Below are 18,552 nucleotides of genomic sequence, written 5' to 3' on the forward strand. Positions count from 1 at the left end.
AAAATGAATACATTAATAGCTATAATAGGATTAGGTGTTTTATGCCTTTTATTTGAAATCTTTAATTTAAGAAGAGCCATTGTTCCAATAATGATTATTGGATTATTGGGAGTGCTGGGTTTAACTATATCTGAATATAATTCAACGGAAAGTTACTATAGCAACATGATTGTTGTGAGTAAATTTTCAACTACTTTTTCGTCTTTGTTTATTGTGCTAACCATTTTCTTGGTAGCTTTAGGACATAATTTTTACGAAAATCACCAATCTAAAATCTCGGATTATATTGCCATAAAAATATTTTTATTAGCAGGGGCAGTGGCAATGGTTTCTTTTGGAAACTTAGCGATGTTCTTTTTAGGAATCGAAGTGTTGTCCATTGCACTTTACATTCTTGCTGCAAGTGACCGTTTGAGTTTGAAAAGTAACGAAGCGGGAATGAAATATTTTTTAATGGGATCTTTTGCCTCTGGAATCATTCTTTTTGGGATCTGTTTAATTTATGGTGCCATGGGAAGTTTTGACGTTACTGAAATCAGTGAATTGTCGCAATCAGCGGAATTGCCAGTTTGGTTTCCAATAGGAATTGTGTTGGTTACCATAGGAATGTTGTTTAAAGTGGCGGCAGTTCCATTTCATTTCTGGGCACCGGATGTTTACGAAGGTTCTCCAGCGTTGACCACTGCATTAATGAGTACTTTGGCAAAAGTAGTTGCTATGGCTAGTTTGTACAAATTACTATCAGTAATGAATGCGGATGTTTCTGAGTCATTCAAAATGGTAGTCGTTGTGATTTCGATGGCTTCGATGACCGTTGGTAATATTATGGCATTGAGACAAACAAACGTGAAACGTATGTTGGCTTTTTCTGGCGTTTCTCATGCCGGTTTTATGTTGATGACTTTGTTGAGTTTGTCTACATCAGCTGGAAGTTTGTTGTATTATGCCTCAGCGTATTCTTTATCTGGAATCGCTGCTTTTTGTGTGATTTTATACGTTTGTAAAAATAGAGACAACGAAGATGTTGTAAATTTCCACGGATTAGGAAAAACCAACCCTTTATTAGCGGCTATTCTTACGGCAGCTTTACTTTCTATGGCAGGTATTCCTATTTTTGCGGGTTTCTTTGCTAAGTTGGTTTTGTTCAATCAAACGATTCAAGCGGGTTATTTGACTTTAGTGATCGTAGCAGTGATCAATTCGATTATAAGCGTTGGGTACTACTTCAAATTGATTTTGGCGATGTACACTAAAGAACCAAACGAGGAACGAAAAGGAACGCCGGTTGTTATTTATGCGGTTGCCATTGTAGCAATTGTGTTGAATATCGCATTAGGGTTGTTTCCATCCTTAGTGTTGGATTTGTTGGCATAAATTAAATCTGTATATTAAAAAAAATCCTGATGACTTAGCTATCAGAATTTTTTTGTCATGTGTTTTTGCAATGAATTGTGTGCTCAATCTAATGGAACGGTATTGTCTTTTTTCAAAATAGATGGTCATAATTTCTGGATCTGTTAAATCTGGCTTATCGTTGTTACTGAATCGCTCACAAGTATATTTTAAATCTTTTCTAATTTTTCACAAATTGTCGAATAAATTTGCACTAATTTTAATGCTTTAGTCTGAATAATCGTATGTTTAAAAGCACTTCGAGAATTCCGTAAGTCGCTTATTTTTATACTTTAATAAGATATATAGAAGATGTTTCTGTTTTTTTTAATCGATTTGTAATACTGATTCTTAACACTTGTTTCGCATTAGAGTTGAAATAATAAAATCTGGGACTCTCCAAAAGCTGGAGACGATACCGAAGAATCTAAACTGACTATGAGTTTACTTTTTAAATCCAAACGCTTTTAGAAATGAAGGCGTTTTTTTTATGTTTATCTTTACTCGAAATTAAAAGGCAATGCTCAAAATTGGACATCGTGGTGCTAAAGGATACGAACCGGAAAACACTCTTGTTTCGTTCCAAAAAGCATTAGACCTACATGTGGACGGTATTGAACTCGACGTGCATTTGAGTGCTGATGAAGAATTAATTGTTATTCACGATGAAACCATTGACCGTACGACCAATGGAAAAGGTTTTGTAAAAGTTTTATCTTTGCAAGAATTAAAGGCATTTCGAATAAATGGAAAGCACCAAATCCCTACGCTACAAGAGGTTTTTGATTTGGTAAACCAAGGCTGCCTGATCAATATTGAACTCAAAAGCTACGAAGCAACAGACAAAGTAGTCTCACTCATTGAAAAATATGTTGCTAAAAAAGGTTGGAAATACGATCGTTTTTTAATTTCCAGTTTTGATTGGAATGCGTTGCAGCAAGTGGCGTTTTTAAATGATAAAATTTCAATTGGCGTTTTAACGGAAACTGATTTAGACTTGGCTTTGGCTTTCGCCAAATTCATTCAGGCAAAATCCATTCATCCGCATTTTCATTTATTGACAAAAGAAAACACGGCGCAAATGCAAGAAAAAGGATTGCAGGTTTTTCCTTGGACTATCAATGAATTAGAAGATATTGAAAAAATAAAAACATTCAACGTAAACGGAATCATAACCGATTTCCCAAATAGAATATGAATCAGAATTTTGATATAATAATAGTAGGCGGTGGCGCAGCAGGTTTTTTTACAGCGATAAATATTGTAGAAAAAAATCCAAAACTGAAAGTTGCCATTCTGGAGCGCGGTGCAGAGGTATTGCAAAAAGTTCGCATTTCCGGTGGTGGAAGATGCAACGTGACGCACGCTTGTTTTGAGCCAAATGAATTGGTGAAGTTTTATCCGCGTGGCGAAAAAGAATTACGAGGCCCTTTTCATCAGTTCTGTTCTGGCGATACGATTGAATGGTTTGAGAAACATGGTGTAGAATTAAAAATAGAAGGAGACGGACGCATGTTCCCGGTTTCGAATTCTTCACAAACTATTATTGATTGTTTTCTAACTGCCACACAAAAACTGGGTATTGCAGTACTTACAGGACAAAGTGTACAATCAATTTTCAAGAAAGAGAATGAATGGAAAATCGAAACCCAAACTGAAAATTATCTTGCCGAAAAACTGATTCTAGCTACTGGGAGTAATCCTAAAGTATGGGAAATGTTACAGAATTTTGGTCATGCAGTTGTCAGCCCAGTTCCTTCCTTATTCACTTTTAATATCAAAGATTCCAGAATAAAAGAATTACCCGGAGTTGCGGCGCAAGTAACCGTAAAAGTAAAAGACACCAAACTCAGCTCAACAGGACCGTTGTTAATTACCCATTGGGGAATGAGCGGACCGGCGATATTGAAACTCTCCGCTTGGGGAGCCCGCATCTTGCATGATAAAAATTATCAGTTCAATATTTTCGTGAATTGGTTGAACGATGCTGACAAAGAAGATGTCGAGAAAAAGCTAAAAGACTTAAAACAGGAACACGCGAAAAAATCAGTTTCCAAGAAATCTCCTTTCGAATTAACCAATAGATTATGGGAAAGTTTGGTGTTCGCTTCCGGAATTGAAGCGGAGACGAAATGGGCCGATTTGTCTAAAATTCAATTGACGAATCTTGCGAATCAATTAACGAATGGCACTTTTCAAGTGAATGGAAAAAGCACCTTTAAAGAAGAATTTGTGACGGCAGGCGGAATTGATTTAAAGGAAATTAACTTCAAAACTATGGAAAGCAAACTACACGAAAACCTATATTTTGCTGGTGAAATCGTAAATATTGATGCGATTACAGGCGGATTCAATTTTCAGAATGCGTGGACAAGCGGGTTTATTGTGGCGAGTGCTATATAATAATCAACGCTTTAACAGTGTGGAAGCCTAAAAGGGTAAAAAACTATCTATTCAACCACCAGATACTTCCATTCAAAACCGCTGCAAAACTTACCCAAGCCAAATACGGAATAAATAAATAGCCCGCAATTTTATTGATTTTTGAAAACTGAAGGTACGTTTCAAAGATCATCAACCACAATACAATAATTTCTAATCCGGCTAACATCGGGTTGTGTAATCCAAAGAATAAATACGACCACAAAGCATTCAGTGCTAATTGAATCGCAAAGAAAATCAACGCTTTTTTTACTAGTTCTTTTTCTACTTCTATTCTATCCCAAACTAATCCAGCCGCAACACCCATCATCACATATAGCATACTCCAGACTGGTGCAAAGATCCAATTGGGCGGATTAAAACTTGGTTTTATTAAGGTTGGATACCAAGTGGTAATGGCAGAACGAGTAACCGTACCAGAGAAATAACCAATCGCAAGACACGTAACAACAACAGCTAATATTCGGGTGATTTTATTCATTTTTATATTTTTCTAATGTGAGCCAAATTTACTCAAATCTTTGTAACGATTAACCAACTAAACGAATAAACAAATAACCCAAAAAAAGTATCTTTGCATAAATTTATACATTCATGATTTCAGCAAACGATTTTATCCCATCACAATATACACATTCGATTGAAGAAGGCAATTTTCAATGGAGCGCACCAAGCAATATTGCCCTTGTAAAATATTGGGGAAAAAAAGACAATCAAATTCCTGCAAATCCTTCGGTGAGTTTTACGTTGAACAATTGTAAAACGATTACGAAATTGGCTTTCGCCAAAAAAAATACTTCAACTGCGCTAAACATAAAAGATGATTTTTCTTTTGACTTACTTTTTGAAGGACAACCAAAAGAAGATTTCAAACCAAAAATCCAAAAATTTCTGGAGCGAATAGAAATTTATTTACCTTTTTTGAAAGACTACCATTTTACGATTGACACGGAAAATACCTTCCCACATAGTTCCGGAATTGCTTCATCAGCATCTGGAATGGCAGCTTTGGCGATGAACTTAATGAGTTTAGAAAAAGCGCTAAATCCAGGAATGACTAAGGAGTATTTCTATCAAAAAGCGTCTTTGCTGGCACGTTTGGGTTCTGGAAGCGCTTGCAGAAGTGTAAAAGGACAAGTTGTAGTGTGGGGAAATCATGCAAATATCTCCGGAAGTTCGGATTTATTTGGCGTGGAATTTCCAAATGCAATTCATGCTAATTTCAAGAATTTTCAAGACACTATTTTGCTGGTTGACAAAGGAGAAAAGCAAGTTTCAAGTACCATTGGACATGATTTAATGCACAACCATCCTTTTGCCGAAAGGCGGTTTGCACAGGCGCACGAAAATTTAGACCAATTAATTTCAATTTTCGAAAGTGGAAATCTGGACGAATTCATCAAAATTGTAGAGCGCGAAGCCTTGACGTTACATGCCATGATGATGACTTCGATGCCTTATTTTATATTGATGAAACCAAATACGTTGGAGATTATAAATGCGATTTGGAAATTTAGAAATGAGACTACAATTCCGGTTTGTTTTACGCTGGATGCCGGAGCAAATGTGCATGTTTTATATCCTGAGAATGTTGCCGAAAAAGTTTTACAATTTATTCAGCACGAATTAGTTGGCTATTGTCAAAATGGTCAGTACATTTGTGACGAAATTGGAAATGGAGCGGTATTGCTTTAATTTATTTATTTTTCACTATCTTTAATTTTTAAAGACCTGAAAACATGGACATTCAATCCGAGAAATTAGAATTGATAAAAATGTTGTTAGAAACTGACGACACAGCCATAATTGAAGCTGTGAAAAACATTTTCAAATCACAAAAAAAAGAGGTTTGGAAAAATTTATCACCTGAACAACAAGAAGAAATTGACCTTGAAATTCAGGAAGCGAATCGTGGCGATCAAGTTGATTTATAAAACAGCACATTAAAAAATGCCTAATTGCCAACCCCCAAATTGTTAATTTACAACACCATATGAAAGGACCTTTATTTTACTCAAAAATACTACTCTTTGGAGAATACGGAATAATTCGTGACTCAAAAGGGCTTTCAATTCCATATAATTTTTATAATGGTGCGCTCAAAAGAGACGGAAATTCGTCTGAAGAAGCGGTAAAATCAAATGGGAATTTAAGGCGTTTTGTTATCTATCTAGACACTTTACAAGACGAACACCCCAATCTGGTTACTTTTGATTTAGACCTCTTGAAAAATGATGTGGAAGCCGGAATGTATTTTGATTCCAGTATTCCTCAGGGTTATGGCGTAGGTAGCAGTGGTGCACTTGTAGCCGCTATTTATGATAAATATGCTCAAAATAAAATTACGGTTCTGGAAAATTTGACTCGTGAAAAATTATTGCAGCTAAAAAATATATTTTCTCAAATGGAGAGTTTTTTCCACGGAAAAAGTTCTGGATTAGATCCTTTGAACAGTTATTTGAGTATCCCTATTTTAATCAATTCTAAAGATAACATTCAAGCAACCGGAATTCCAAATCAAAGCTTTGACGGCAAAGGAGCCGTATTTTTGTTAGATTCTGGAATTGTGGGCGAAACCGCTCCCATGGTGAATATTTTCATGGAAAACCTGAAAGACAAAGGATTCCGCGCCATGTTGAAAAATCAATTTGTAAAATATACAGATGCCTGCGTTGAAAATTTCCTGGGCGGAGACATGAAATCATTGTTCATGAATACCAAGAAACTATCTAAAGTGGTCTTGAATAACTTTAAACCAATGATTCCGGAACAATTTCACAGCATCTGGCAACAAGGAATTGACAGTAATGATTATTATTTGAAATTATGTGGTTCTGGTGGCGGTGGTTACATCTTAGGATTCACAGAAGATTTAGAAAAAGCCAAAATTTCCCTGAAAGAGTATAAACTAGAAGTCGTGTACCAGTTTTAAACATCCTCTCCCCAACCCTCTTCAAAGGAGAGGGAGAAGAAAACCTAAAATAGCACCCTTATTATTGGGAGCACATTCTTAAATAAATCTAAATGTTAAGCAGGCACCACAAACTTCTCCTAATGAAAATTGCAAGTTTGTTCTCTGTGGTTAGAGGCTATAACATTCCGGTCATTATCCTGGCACAATACCTCTCAGCCATATTTATTTTGGCTCCTGACACAAGAGCTTTGGCTATTTTACTCGATTTCAATTTATTTATCTTGGTTTTTGCTTCATCACTAACAATTGCTTCGGGATATATTATCAATAATTTTTATGACAGCCAAAAAGATTTAATCAATCGCCCTAACAAGTCCATGTTAGATCGATTAGTGAGTCAAAAAACAAAACTAAACGTCTATTTTACATTGAATTTCATAGTTGCCTTAATGGCTCTGTTTGTTTCTTGGCGTGCTTTTTTATTCTTTTCCCTATACATTTTCGTTATTTGGTTTTATTCCCATAAAATAAAAAAATACCCTATAATAGGAAATTTGACAGCGGCTTTACTTGCCGTGACCCCTTTTTTTGCCATACTATTGTATTACTACAATCAGATCCCGTTTGAAGAAATTGAAAATTACAAAAGACAGCTTGGAGTAATATTTGTGCATGCCTCTTTTTTGTTCTTATTGCTGCTGATTCGGGAAATGATTAAAGACCTAGAAAATCTGAAAGGCGATTTAATTACTGATTATAAAACGATTCCCATTGTTTATGGAGAAGAAATTTCAAAAAAAATCATAACCTTTTTGACACTCCTTACCGTTTTCCCCGTTTATGTTTTAATCGAAATTTACGATGTGGGATATATGGATATTTATTTTTATTCCTCGCTCATAATCCTTATTTTATCCTTGCTTTACTTGTGGAAATCAAATGCTAAACCACAATTTCTATTGCTTCATAATGTCCTGAAATTTTTAATTGTCTCTGGAGTATTTTGTATTGTACTGATTGATCCGAGTGTTTTATGGCACGGCAAAAGATTGCTGATGATGCTTTAGACAATCCCTTTTTAAGAATTACTAAAAAAAACCTCTATCATCAGGCTAGGCATTCTCTTGAAATAGAAGAAGGGTTCCTACTATAAAATTAGAAAATCACAACCATTTATTAATTTGATTTTTAATTTTATGTATTCAATAAAAACAAAAAAAGAGCAGTTTTTATGCTATGGGGCATTGTACAAACCCTTTTTCGGGTTCATTTCATTGCTAAACGTGATTCCGCAGGATTGCTATAATACCTTCTACAGTTTTCTTGTTGACTCCCTTTCTTTCAATTTTGTCTTAATGACAACCGTTTCATAGGGAATGTGTTCTTCTTTAGATTCCAGTCGATCAATAAGTAGTTTAGCAGCAACTTCGCCTATTTCTATGCCATGCTGACTGACCGTGGTCAAACTGGGAGACAACCTACGGGAGGCGAGTATACCATCTGCAAAACCTATGATAGAAAGTGCTTCGGGAATTTTATATCCTTTTTTGAGTCCAATTCTCAAAGCAGCTACGGAGTCATTTTCGTCCAAAGCAAAAATCCCGTCAATTGTATTGGTATCAAAAATATTTTCTATGAGATTATTTAGATTTTCATCACAATCAGTTCTCAAAATTATAGCCTTATTAATGGGTATATTGTTGACTTCTAAGGCTTTAATATAGCCGGCAGCACGCAATTTCCCGACACTCAAATTATCAACTGAAGAAAACAGCGCTATGTTTTTGCACCCTAAATCAATTAAATGTTGGGTAGAATCTAGGGCCGAATCAAAATCATCTACAATAACTTTGTCACAATCAACGCCATCCGCAATTCGATCAAACATCACAATAGGAGTTCCATCATTAATGATTGCCGAAAAATGACTGTATTCCTGATTTTTTTGAGCCTCTTCAGAAACCGAAACAATAAATCCGTCGATAGTACCATTGCTGAGCATCTCCAAAGTATGCGCTTCTTTATCCAAAGATTCATTTGAAATACACATAATCACATTGTATCCTTTTTCATCAGCCACTTTCTCGATACCACTAAATACTTTGGCAAAGAAAGAATTCAAAATATTAGGAATAATCACCCCAATGGTTCTTGTTTTCCTGTTTTTTAGGTTCAAACCAATTACGTTAGGTTTGTAATTTTTTAGCTTTGCGTATTCTTTTATTTTTATTTTAGTTAACTCACTAATTTCCGGACTATCATTAAGTGCTTTTGAAACTGTAGAAACAGAAACATTCAGTTCTTTTGCGATTTGTTTTAGTGTAGCTCTGGCTTTCATAAAAAAATGTTTATTGTAATTAATAAAGAAAAAAGGGACAAGATGTAAATAAATAGAATATTAACAATTAGATCGACAAAAATAGCGATTATAATATAAAAATTGGCTCTGAAAAATGAGGAATATTCAATAAATTTACATAAAAATTCACAACAAAACAATCTATCGACGGTTTCGATTAATTCTAAATTCATTGCCGGAAAAATATTTCAAATATACATTTGATAATCAGCACTAAAACAAGAAAAAAATAATCTTTTAAGGTATTTGTATTTAAAATAATTAATTGTACTTTTGCAACCCCTTTATTGGGGATGGAATGTTTAATTAAAATAATATTATGGACGCATTAAGCTACAAGACACAATCAGCAAGCAAAGCCACCGTTACAAAAGAGTGGATTGTTGTAGATGCTGATGGGCATAACTTAGGTCGTATGGCTTCGAAGATCGCAATGATCCTTAGAGGTAAGTACAAAGCAAGTTATACGCCACACGTTGACTGTGGAGATAACGTAATTGTTATCAACTCAGAAAAAATCAACCTTACAGGGAACAAGATGAAAGAAAAAACTTACATCCGTCACACTGGTTATCCTGGAGGACAAAGAACTTTAACTGCTGAAGTATTGCAATCAAAAAACCCTGCATTACTAGTTGAAAAAGCAATAAAAGGAATGCTACCTAAAAACAAATTAGGTGCTGAACTTTTTAGAAATTTAAATGTTGTTGTAGGATCAGAGCACAAACAAGGCGCTCAAAAACCTAGAACAGTTAACCTTAACGATCTTAAGTAATGGGAGTTATTCACAAAATCGGTAGAAGAAAAACCGCTGTTGCACGTGTTTATGTTTCGGAAGGAACAGGAGTAATCACTGTAAACAAAAAAGCATTCGAAACATACTTCCCAACTGCAACGTTACAGTACAAAGTATTACAACCTATGTCTATGACAGAAAATGTAACAAATTTTGATGTAAAAGTGAACGTTTACGGAGGTGGTTCAACTGGACAAGCAGAAGCAGTAAGAATGGCATTGGCACGTGTTATGTGTGAAGTAAATGCTGAAAACAGAGCGATACTGAAACCAGAAGGTTTATTGACAAGAGATCCAAGAATGGTTGAACGTAAGAAATTCGGTCAGAAGAAAGCTCGTAAGAGATTCCAATTCTCTAAACGTTAATAGTACCTGTCTTGTATTATTTATACAAGACGTATTGATTATTAAATTTAAAAACAATGTTGTTGTTGTCCCGTTGAGACGGGAAATTAGTTTAGCATCTAAATGAAACCCAATTAAAAGATTGAATCTTTAAATTAAAAAGGAACATTGCTAATCAACAGAACGTAAACTAAACAAAAAATGTCAAACAAAGTAGAAGTAAAAGAATTACTAGAAGCAGGTGTACACTTCGGACACATGACTAGAAAATGGGATCCAAACATGGCCCCTTACATTTATATGGAGCGTAATGGTATACACATTATCAATCTTTATAAAACAGCAGCAAAAATTGAAGAAGCGAATGACGCTTTGAAAAAAATCGCTGCATCAGGTAGAAAAATATTATTTGTAGCTACCAAAAAACAAGCTAAAGACATCGTAGCTGAAAAAGCTAAAGCTGCAAACATGCCTTACATCACTGAAAGATGGCCTGGTGGAATGCTAACTAACTTCGTAACTATCCGTAAAGCTGTTAAAAAAATGGCAACTATTGATAAAATGAAGAAAGACGGTACTTTCATGACCCTTTCTAAAAAAGAACGTTTGCAAGTAGATCGTCTTCGTGCCAAATTAGAGAAAAACTTAGGTTCAATCGCTGACATGTCAAGACTACCAGCTGCATTGTTCGTAGTTGATATCAAAGCGGAACACATCGCAATAAAAGAAGCTCAAAAATTAAACATTCCAGTTTTCGCAATGGTGGATACCAATTCTGACCCAAGAGAGGTTGAATTTGTAATCCCATCTAACGATGATGCTTCTAAATCAATTGACAAAATCTTAACTTTAGTAACTGGTGCAATTATCGAAGGACTTTCTGATAGAGGATCTGACAAAGAAACTGATCTTCCTGTTGCTGCTGAAGTAGTAGCTCCTGTTGCTGCTGAAGTAGTTGTTCCTGTTACCGAAACAGTAGCTCCAACTCCTGCAACTGAAGAATAAAAATAAATTTAAAGATTGAAGAATTTAAAGATAAAAATTATTGATTGTAAAATTAATGATGAAGTCTTTAAATTTCTCAATCTTTTAATCTTTAAAATAAAAAAATTATGGCAACAATTACTGCTGCAGACGTAAATAAATTAAGAACAATCACTGGTGCAGGAATGATGGACTGCAAAAAAGCCTTGGTTGAAGCAGAAGGAGATTTTGATTTAGCTATCGAAAACTTACGTAAAAAAGGACAAAAAGTAGCTGCAAACCGTTCTGATAGAGAATCTACAGAAGGTGCTGCAATTGCTGTTGTAAATGCTGATAAAACTGCTGGAGTTGTAATCACCTTAAACTGTGAGACTGACTTTGTAGGAATGAATGAAAGCTTCGTGAAAATGGCTACTGAAATGGCTAATCTAGCATTGAACTTCAATACAAAAGAAGAATTTTTAGCAGCTGATTTCAACGGAATCACTGTTGCGGATAAATTAATCGAACAAACTGGTGTTATCGGTGAAAAATTAGAAATCAGAACTTTCGAGAAATTAGAAGGTGCCTTTATCGGATCTTACATTCACTCCGGAAACAAAATTGCTACTTTAGTGGCGCTATCTGCAAATGTAGAGGGTGCTGAAGAAGTTTCAAGAAACGTATCGATGCAAGCAGCTGCAATGGCTCCAATAGCTTTAGACGAAACGGGTGTTGATGCTGACACCATCGCTAAAGAAATAGAAATTGCCAAAGATATCCTACGTCAAGAAGGTAAACCAGAAGCAATGCTAGACAATATCGCTAAAGGTAAATTGGCTCGTTTCTTTAAAGATAATACTTTAGTAAACCAAGATTATATCAAAGACAACAAAATGAGCGTTGCTGCTTATGTTAAATCTTTAGATAAAGATCTTATCGTTACCGGTTTCAAAAGAGCTGCGTTAGGATAATTTTTTCAAAATTTACGACAGAATCTTAAATTTATTTATATTCTGTTTAAAAATTATAAATCCCATTCGTTCACTCGAATGGGATTTTTTTATTCCCTAAAAACCACTTCCAAAAAATAAATTAAAACACTAAATTTGAATATTAATTGTTTTTTATGTTCAAAACCAAAAAAGAACTTGTCTTTGTTATTCTTGCCGGAATCTTCATTACTAACGCTGTTACCGCAGAACTCATCGGTGGAAAACTGATACAAATAGGTCCCTTTGTAATGAGTATCGGCATTTTACCTTGGCCTATTGTTTTCCTGACTACTGATTTAATCAATGAATACTTTGGAGAAAAAGGAGTAAAAAATTATCTTTAATTACCGCTTTTTTAATTACTTATGCGTTCAACCTCTTGTTTTTATCCATAAATACTCCCGTGGCAAAAGGGATAATCCCGGTAAATGACGAACAGTTTTTGGCCAAAGCATGTGGATTATTGTGGGAAGCATCATCGCCTTCTTAGTTTCTCAATTGATAGACGTAACTGTTTTTTGGTTTTTCAAAAACCGTACATGAAATAAAAAAATCTGGCTCAGAGAAACAGGTTTCAAAAGAGCTGCGTTAGGATAAATTGATTTTTTGATTTCAGATTATAATATTTGAACTCAGATTTATATACAACCTATTTCAAAGAGATTTGAAATGGGTTTTTTTATCGGATTCATTCATTCAAAAAGAACTCTTAAACATATTAGATTATAAAAAGCTGAACTTCATGCAGTGTCCATTAACCACTAACAATTTAAATTAAAATAGCTTATAAATACAAAACGAAAATTCCTACCTAAAAACGCGCATCGTAAAAATTTAACATAAAACGACCATCACCTAAAATTATTTATATTTTTACCGAAAACGTTATCGTTACCTTATTTTTTTAATACTTTTAACTTTTTAAACCAAAAACTCAAATTTATGAAGAATTTATTTATCGCATCCCTAGTCTTGTTCGCATTTTTCTCTTGTACTGATGAAAATTTAAACCCAACAGAAGTAGTACAAAATAAGGTACAACCAAGTTATGTTGCGAACCAACTACTTATTAAATTTAAACCTACAGAAACTGGAGCTAAAACATCAACAAACATTTTATCTCTAATTGGAGGAACTACAGTAGAAGTTATTAACACTAATTCTATGAAAACTTCCACTGCTAAAACAAACACTACAGGTGGAAAAATTTTATTGGTAAATTCAAAGTTAGGCACAATGGAAGCTATTGAGCTTATTAAAGATTTACAAGGAGTAGAGTATGCAGAGCCAAACTGGATATACAATCATTTTGCAGTTTCAAATGACACTTATTATACTAATGGTTCACTTTGGGGCATGTATGGATCTACAACTTCTCCATCGAATCAGTTTGGTTCGCAAGCCGCAGCTGCTTGGGCAAACAATAAGTTAGGATCAGCTACTGTGTATATCGGTATTATTGACGAAGGTTACATGTATACTCATGAAGATCTAGCAGCCAATGCAGGTAAAAACCCAGGTGAAATAGATGGAAATGGTATAGATGATGATAGCAATGGCCTTGTTGACGATGTGTATGGCTATGATTTTGCCGCAAACGATAATACTGTTTTTGACGGAGTTGACGATGACCACGGAACACATGTTGCCGGTACTATTGGTGCTGTAGGAGGTAATGGAAAAGGTGTTGCTGGTGTTGTATGGAATGTAAAAATGATAAACGCTAAATTTTTAGGTGGAACAGGCGGAACATTAGCAAATGCAATTAAAGCAATTGACTATTTCACTGATCTAAAAACAAGACATGGCTTAAACATTGTAGCTACTAATAACTCTTGGGGAGGAGGAGGATTCTCACAAGGTCTTCAGGATGCAATTGAGAGAGCCAATACTGCTGGAATACTGTTCATTGCTGCTGCAGGGAATAGTGGAACTGACAATGACACCACACCAAGTTATCCTGCAAGTTATCCTAACGCAAATGTAATCGCCGTTGCATCAATTACCAATACAGGAGCTCTATCAAGTTTCTCTCAATTTGGCGCTACCTCTGTTGATTTAGGCGCTCCTGGTTCAGGAATATGGTCAACAGTACCTGCAAGATCTAAAGGTAAGTTTGTATCTAGCTATGCTAGTTATAACGGAACTTCAATGGCAACTCCACATGTGTCAGGAGCGGCTGCATTATACGCATCTTTGAATCCTGGTGCAACAGCTGCACAAATTAAAGCAGCACTATTGAACAGTGCTACTCCTACTTCCTCTTTATCTGGAAAATGTTTAACAGGAGGTAGATTGAATGTAAGCGGATTTTAATCCAATTAAAACTAATTAAACAAAGGAGTCCACAAGTTGGGCTCTTTTTTTATGGTCATATTTTTTTTCAATACCGTTCAAAAAATCCATATTTTTAAAATATCCTAAGTAGAGGATGAATAGCAAAAGCTATGTTAGATAAGACTGCTAAGCACAAATTGACTTGTTTAATGTAAAAATTTGAACTTAATAATCGGAAAAATATCTCTAGCCAAAATATTAAAGTTACATGATTCTTCTTTTTCACTAATTTGATTATAAATTAATTAAACGATTTTATTCAATAAAAATGAAAAAAAATAGAATCATGTTTAGAATAAATTTACATCGAAAACAACAATACAAATTAATACTTTTCAATTAAAACACTAAATTTGGATATTAATTGTTTTTTATGTTCAAAACCAAAAAAGAACTTGTATTTGTTATTCTTGCCGGAATCTTTATCACTAATGCCGTTACGGCAGAACTCATCGGTGGGAAATTGATACAAATAGGTCCGTTTGTAATGAGCATCGGCATTTTGCCTTGGCCTATTGTTTTCCTGACTACTGATTTAATCAATGAATACTTTGGAGAAAAAGGAGTAAAGAAATTGTCCTTAATCACTGCCGGTTTAATCGCCTACTCTTTCCTTGTTTTACTTTTCGCGATCAATATACCAGCCGCAAAAGGAATCAGTCCAGTCAATGATGAGCAGTTTTTTGCCGTTTTTGGACAAAGCATGTGGATCATAGTGGGAAGTATCATTGCGTTCCTAGTTTCTCAATTGATAGATGTAACCGTTTTTTGGTTTTTCAAAAACCGTACAGGAAACAAAAAAATATGGCTCAGAGCCACGGGTTCTACTATCATTTCGCAATTATTCGATTCTTTTATTGTGTTGGGAATTGCTTTTTGGTTGCCCGGCAAAATAAACTTTGACGTTTTTCTAACCTCCGCCTTGACAGGATATACCTTCAAACTTGGAATTGCCATTCTCTTGACTCCTTTAATTTACTTGGGCCACTACATTATAAAAAACTATTTAGCGGCAGAAAAAGAATAATTATGGATAAAAAAACAAGATGTGGTTGGTGCACTTCCAGCGATTTATACAAAAAATACCACGACGAAGAATGGGGCGTTCCAGTATATGAGGACCAAAAATTATTTGAATTTCTAATCTTAGAAACTTTCCAAGCCGGACTAAGTTGGATTACAATCCTAAAAAAGAGAGAAAATTTCCAATTGGCTTTTGATGATTTTGACTATAAAAAAACAGCATTTTATACCGAAAATAAAATTCAGGAATTACTCCTTGATGCAGGAATTATTCGCAATCAGTTAAAAATTCGCGCAGCCGTTTCTAATGCTACTGCCTTTATGAAAGTACAAGAGGAATTTGGCGGTTTTTCAAAATATATTTGGGAATTTACTGGAGGAAAACCCATTCAAAACAACCGACAATCTCTAAAAGAAGTTCCTGCAACCACTCCACTTTCGGATAAAATAAGCAAAGATTTGAAAAAACGCGGATTCAAATTCGTCGGTTCTACAGTAGTTTATGCACTCATGCAAGCCACCGGAATGGTTGATGATCACGTTGCAGATTGCTGGAAAAAACAGTAGTGAGTAATCCGTTTTCGACATTTAAATTATCAAATAAAACTTTAAATCCGAAATTTTAATCAAAAAAACCATTACATTTGTTTCACACTTTAGGGGTGTCTACAACATTGTAGGCTGAGAATTACCCTCTGAACCTGATCTAGTTCATACTAGCGTAGGGAAAAGTAAGATGACTTTCTGGTACATTTATGTACTCCTATAGCCATTCCTAAAGTATAACTGTATACTAAATTCAAAAGGAATGGAACTCAAAATCAACAATCAAACGAAACAATTTGCAACTGACAGTCTTACTGTTCAGGCACTTCTTGACTTGGAAATTCCCATAAAACAAAACGGAATTGCGGTAGCCATTAACAATAGTATAATTCCAAAATCCAACTGGAATTCCCACATCATACAAGAAACCGATAACATTCTCATCATCTCTGCAACTCAAGGAGGATAACCATTTTAATTTAAAGATTGAAAGATTAAAATATTTATCAAATCCACTCTTCAATCTTTCAATTTTTTAATACTTAAATCTTTCAATAAAAAAAATATGAAATACGAAGAAAAAATATCAACCACTCCTTTTCCTAATTCTACAAAAATTTATGTAGATGGAACCATTCATCCCATAAAAGTAGCGATGCGAGAAATTGCATTGACTGACACTAAAATGTCAAATGGCAGAATAGAAAAAAACCCGCCTGTAACCGTTTATGACACTTCGGGCCCATTTACCGACCCAAATATCGAAATTGACATTCGAAAAGGACTGCCCCGCATTCGTGAACAATGGATTCTGGATCGTAATGATGTCGAAGAATTAAGTGAAATCTCTTCCGAATACGGGAAAAAGCGTTTGAATGACGAAAAACTAAACGAATTGCGTTTCGAATATTTGCACAAACCTAAGCGTGCCAAAAAAGGAGCCAACGTTTCCCAATTGTATTATGCAAAACAAGGAATCATTACTCCAGAAATGGAATACATAGCCATTCGTGAAAACCAACGCTTGGAGTTGATAAACGAACAAACCAAAGCCATGCAACACCAACACGAAGGAAATAGTTGGGGCGCAAACACTCCCTCTCCTTCGGGCCGGGCTGGGGTGGGGAAAATCACCCCTGAATTTGTCCGAAGCGAAGTAGCCAGAGGACGTGCCATTATTCCAAATAACATCAACCACCCAGAAAGTGAGCCTATGATTGTAGGTCGTAACTTCTTAGTGAAAATTAATGCTAACATTGGCAACAGCGCCGTAACCTCAACAATCGAAGAAGAAGTAGAAAAAGCAGTTTGGGCATGCCGCTGGGGAGCTGACACGATTATGGATTTATCAACCGGTAAAAACATTCACGAAACCAGAGAATGGATTATCCGAAATTCTCCTGTGCCAATTGGAACCGTGCCTATTTACCAAGCTTTGGAAAAAGTAAATGGCGTGGCCGAAGATCTCACTTGGGAAGTTTATCGTGATACGCTAATCGAACAAGCGGAACAAGGGGTTTCCTATTTTACCATCCATGCCGGTGTTTTATTGCGCTACATCCATTTGACTGCTGAACGTGTTACCGGTATTGTTTCCCGTGGAGGCTCTATCATGGCAAAATGGTGTTTGTTTCACCATAAAGAAAACTTTCTTTACACCCATTTTGAAGACATTTGCGAAATTATGAAACAATATGATGTAGCGTTTTCATTAGGAGATGGGTTACGTCCCGGTTCTATTGCCGATGCGAATGATGCCGCTCAGTTTGCAGAGCTGGAAACACTTGGCGAACTGACAAAAATCGCCTGGAAACACGATGTTCAGGTATTTATTGAAGGCCCTGGCCACGTACCCATGCACATGATTAAGGAAAACATGGACAAACAATTAGAGCACTGTGATGAAGCTCCTTTTTATACTTTAGGACCATTAACTACTGATATTGCTCCAGGTTATGATCACATCACCTCTGCCATTGGCGCGGCTATGATTGGCTGGTATGGTTGTGCGATGTTATGCTACGTGACACCAAAAGAACACCTTGGTTTACCCAACAAAAAAGACGTTAAAGACGGCGTAATCACGTATAAGATTTCGGCTCATGCTGCTGATTTGGCCAAAGGGCATCCCGGATCGCAATACCGTGACAATGCCTTGAGCAAAGCCCGTTTTGAATTCCGTTGGGAAGACCAATTCAACTTGTCCTTAGATCCCGATACGGCTCGTGAATTTCATGATGAAACATTACCAGCAGATGGTGCCAAAGTAGCTCATTTTTGTTCCATGTGTGGACCAAAATTTTGTTCTATGAAAATTTCACAAGAAATTCGCGATGTAGCTGAAGCCGAAAAAGGCATGAAAGAAAAATCAAAAGAATTTGTAGAAAGCGGCAAAGAAATTTACTTATAAGACTGTAGAAGAAAGAGGAAAGAAAAAAGAT

General features: G+C 35.5%; 18 protein-coding genes, 1 pseudogene and 1 riboswitch. Of the genes and pseudogenes, 17 read left to right on the forward strand and 2 right to left on the reverse strand.

Going from position 1 to position 18,552, the window contains the following annotated elements; translation table 11 throughout:
* The first annotated feature begins 3 nt into the window (after positions 1-3).
* From EKM05_RS01610 to EKM05_RS01620, 3 genes are all read left to right on the forward strand, one after another.
* Positions 4-1,374, forward strand: coding sequence for an NADH-quinone oxidoreductase subunit N (locus EKM05_RS01610; RefSeq protein WP_126458241.1), 1,371 nt, complete (start codon positions 4-6; stop codon positions 1,372-1,374).
* A 538-nt stretch (positions 1,375-1,912) separates the two neighbouring features.
* Complete coding sequence (locus EKM05_RS01615) at positions 1,913-2,590, forward strand: glycerophosphodiester phosphodiesterase family protein (protein WP_126553089.1); 678 nt, start codon at positions 1,913-1,915, stop codon at positions 2,588-2,590.
* Positions 2,587-3,795: an NAD(P)/FAD-dependent oxidoreductase gene (locus EKM05_RS01620; RefSeq protein ID WP_126458247.1), complete on the forward strand. Its 1,209-nt coding sequence runs from the start codon at positions 2,587-2,589 to the stop codon at positions 3,793-3,795. The genes EKM05_RS01615 and EKM05_RS01620 overlap by 4 nt, the downstream gene beginning before the upstream one ends.
* Positions 3,796-3,838: 43 nt before the next feature.
* Here the strand turns inward: EKM05_RS01620 and EKM05_RS01625 are convergent, their stop codons facing one another.
* Positions 3,839-4,315 carry a TspO/MBR family protein gene (locus EKM05_RS01625; RefSeq protein ID WP_126553091.1) on the reverse strand — a complete coding sequence of 159 codons (477 nt, stop codon included), beginning with the start codon at positions 4,313-4,315 and terminating at the stop codon, positions 3,839-3,841.
* A gap of 113 nt (positions 4,316-4,428) precedes the next feature.
* On the opposite strand from EKM05_RS01625, the gene EKM05_RS01630 reads away from it, so the two are divergent.
* The 4 genes from EKM05_RS01630 to EKM05_RS01645 all read left to right on the forward strand — a co-directional run bounded on the left by EKM05_RS01630 (position 4,429) and on the right by EKM05_RS01645 (position 7,815).
* On the forward strand, positions 4,429-5,529 hold the full coding sequence (locus EKM05_RS01630) for a diphosphomevalonate/mevalonate 3,5-bisphosphate decarboxylase family protein (RefSeq protein WP_126553093.1): 1,101 nt from the start codon (positions 4,429-4,431) through the stop codon (positions 5,527-5,529).
* A 44-nt stretch (positions 5,530-5,573) separates the two neighbouring features.
* The gene (locus EKM05_RS01635; RefSeq protein WP_126458256.1) at positions 5,574-5,768 is read left to right on the forward strand and encodes a hypothetical protein; all 195 of its coding nucleotides are present in this window, start codon (positions 5,574-5,576) and stop codon (positions 5,766-5,768) included.
* Between the two features lie 59 nt (positions 5,769-5,827).
* Entirely contained in the window at positions 5,828-6,766 is a 939-nt protein-coding gene (locus tag EKM05_RS01640) for a mevalonate kinase (protein WP_126458259.1), read from the forward strand.
* Between the two features lie 92 nt (positions 6,767-6,858).
* Positions 6,859-7,815 carry a geranylgeranylglycerol-phosphate geranylgeranyltransferase gene (locus tag EKM05_RS01645; RefSeq protein ID WP_126458262.1) on the forward strand — a complete coding sequence of 319 codons (957 nt, stop codon included), beginning with the start codon at positions 6,859-6,861 and terminating at the stop codon, positions 7,813-7,815.
* Positions 7,816-8,060: 245 nt separating this feature from the next.
* On the opposite strand, the gene EKM05_RS01650 is transcribed toward EKM05_RS01645, so the two are convergent.
* Complete coding sequence (locus EKM05_RS01650; RefSeq protein ID WP_126458265.1) at positions 8,061-9,086, reverse strand: LacI family DNA-binding transcriptional regulator; 1,026 nt, start codon at positions 9,084-9,086, stop codon at positions 8,061-8,063.
* A gap of 340 nt (positions 9,087-9,426) precedes the next feature.
* Here EKM05_RS01650 and rplM point away from each other — a divergent pair, with 340 nt between their 5' ends.
* From rplM to thiC, 10 genes and pseudogenes are all read left to right on the forward strand, one after another.
* The gene (gene rplM, locus EKM05_RS01655; protein WP_066080505.1) at positions 9,427-9,882 is read left to right on the forward strand and encodes a 50S ribosomal protein L13; all 456 of its coding nucleotides are present in this window, start codon (positions 9,427-9,429) and stop codon (positions 9,880-9,882) included.
* Positions 9,882-10,268 (forward strand): 30S ribosomal protein S9, encoded by a 387-nt coding sequence (gene rpsI, locus EKM05_RS01660; RefSeq protein ID WP_126453913.1) that lies wholly within the window; start codon positions 9,882-9,884, stop codon positions 10,266-10,268. Before rplM ends, rpsI begins: the two co-directional genes overlap by 1 nt.
* 180 nt (positions 10,269-10,448) lie before the next feature.
* Complete coding sequence (gene rpsB, locus EKM05_RS01665) at positions 10,449-11,252, forward strand: 30S ribosomal protein S2 (protein ID WP_126458268.1); 804 nt, start codon at positions 10,449-10,451, stop codon at positions 11,250-11,252.
* Positions 11,253-11,359: 107 nt separating this feature from the next.
* A complete protein-coding gene (gene tsf, locus EKM05_RS01670; RefSeq protein WP_126458271.1) occupies positions 11,360-12,184 on the forward strand; it encodes a translation elongation factor Ts in 825 nt (274 codons plus the stop codon).
* A gap of 155 nt (positions 12,185-12,339) precedes the next feature.
* Positions 12,340-12,745: pseudogene (locus EKM05_RS01675) on the forward strand (queuosine precursor transporter); the annotation flags it as partial.
* A 402-nt stretch (positions 12,746-13,147) separates the two neighbouring features.
* Positions 13,148-14,521: a S8 family peptidase gene (locus tag EKM05_RS01680; RefSeq protein ID WP_126458274.1), complete on the forward strand. Its 1,374-nt coding sequence runs from the start codon at positions 13,148-13,150 to the stop codon at positions 14,519-14,521.
* Positions 14,522-14,915: 394 nt separating this feature from the next.
* Positions 14,916-15,569 (forward strand): queuosine precursor transporter, encoded by a 654-nt coding sequence (locus tag EKM05_RS01685; RefSeq protein ID WP_126458277.1) that lies wholly within the window; start codon positions 14,916-14,918, stop codon positions 15,567-15,569.
* 2 nt (positions 15,570-15,571) lie between these two features.
* A complete protein-coding gene (locus EKM05_RS01690; protein WP_126458280.1) occupies positions 15,572-16,132 on the forward strand; it encodes a DNA-3-methyladenine glycosylase I in 561 nt (186 codons plus the stop codon).
* Between the two features lie 81 nt (positions 16,133-16,213).
* Positions 16,214-16,310: riboswitch (TPP riboswitch) on the forward strand.
* A 63-nt stretch (positions 16,311-16,373) separates the two neighbouring features.
* Positions 16,374-16,580, forward strand: coding sequence for a sulfur carrier protein ThiS (thiS, locus tag EKM05_RS01695; protein WP_126458283.1), 207 nt, complete (start codon positions 16,374-16,376; stop codon positions 16,578-16,580).
* Between the two features lie 96 nt (positions 16,581-16,676).
* Positions 16,677-18,521 carry a phosphomethylpyrimidine synthase ThiC gene (gene thiC / locus EKM05_RS01700; RefSeq protein WP_126458286.1) on the forward strand — a complete coding sequence of 615 codons (1,845 nt, stop codon included), beginning with the start codon at positions 16,677-16,679 and terminating at the stop codon, positions 18,519-18,521.
* Positions 18,522-18,552: the final 31 nt, after the last annotated feature.

This window comes from Flavobacterium sp. GSP27, from assembly GCF_003970395.1.
Lineage (GTDB): Bacteria > Bacteroidota > Bacteroidia > Flavobacteriales > Flavobacteriaceae > Flavobacterium.

Coding starts and splice junctions, on each gene's coding strand:
- EKM05_RS01610 (WP_126458241.1), top strand. CDS start 4: ATGAATACATTAATAGCTATAATAGGATTAGGTGTTTTATGCCTTTTA.
- EKM05_RS01615 (WP_126553089.1), top strand. CDS start 1,913: ATGCTCAAAATTGGACATCGTGGTGCTAAAGGATACGAACCGGAAAAC.
- EKM05_RS01620 (WP_126458247.1), top strand. CDS start 2,587: ATGAATCAGAATTTTGATATAATAATAGTAGGCGGTGGCGCAGCAGGT.
- EKM05_RS01625 (WP_126553091.1), bottom strand. CDS start 4,315: ATGAATAAAATCACCCGAATATTAGCTGTTGTTGTTACGTGTCTTGCG.
- EKM05_RS01630 (WP_126553093.1), top strand. CDS start 4,429: ATGATTTCAGCAAACGATTTTATCCCATCACAATATACACATTCGATT.
- EKM05_RS01635 (WP_126458256.1), top strand. CDS start 5,574: ATGGACATTCAATCCGAGAAATTAGAATTGATAAAAATGTTGTTAGAA.
- EKM05_RS01640 (WP_126458259.1), top strand. CDS start 5,828: ATGAAAGGACCTTTATTTTACTCAAAAATACTACTCTTTGGAGAATAC.
- EKM05_RS01645 (WP_126458262.1), top strand. CDS start 6,859: ATGTTAAGCAGGCACCACAAACTTCTCCTAATGAAAATTGCAAGTTTG.
- EKM05_RS01650 (WP_126458265.1), bottom strand. CDS start 9,086: ATGAAAGCCAGAGCTACACTAAAACAAATCGCAAAAGAACTGAATGTT.
- rplM (WP_066080505.1), top strand. CDS start 9,427: ATGGACGCATTAAGCTACAAGACACAATCAGCAAGCAAAGCCACCGTT.
- rpsI (WP_126453913.1), top strand. CDS start 9,882: ATGGGAGTTATTCACAAAATCGGTAGAAGAAAAACCGCTGTTGCACGT.
- rpsB (WP_126458268.1), top strand. CDS start 10,449: ATGTCAAACAAAGTAGAAGTAAAAGAATTACTAGAAGCAGGTGTACAC.
- tsf (WP_126458271.1), top strand. CDS start 11,360: ATGGCAACAATTACTGCTGCAGACGTAAATAAATTAAGAACAATCACT.
- EKM05_RS01680 (WP_126458274.1), top strand. CDS start 13,148: ATGAAGAATTTATTTATCGCATCCCTAGTCTTGTTCGCATTTTTCTCT.
- EKM05_RS01685 (WP_126458277.1), top strand. CDS start 14,916: ATGTTCAAAACCAAAAAAGAACTTGTATTTGTTATTCTTGCCGGAATC.
- EKM05_RS01690 (WP_126458280.1), top strand. CDS start 15,572: ATGGATAAAAAAACAAGATGTGGTTGGTGCACTTCCAGCGATTTATAC.
- thiS (WP_126458283.1), top strand. CDS start 16,374: ATGGAACTCAAAATCAACAATCAAACGAAACAATTTGCAACTGACAGT.
- thiC (WP_126458286.1), top strand. CDS start 16,677: ATGAAATACGAAGAAAAAATATCAACCACTCCTTTTCCTAATTCTACA.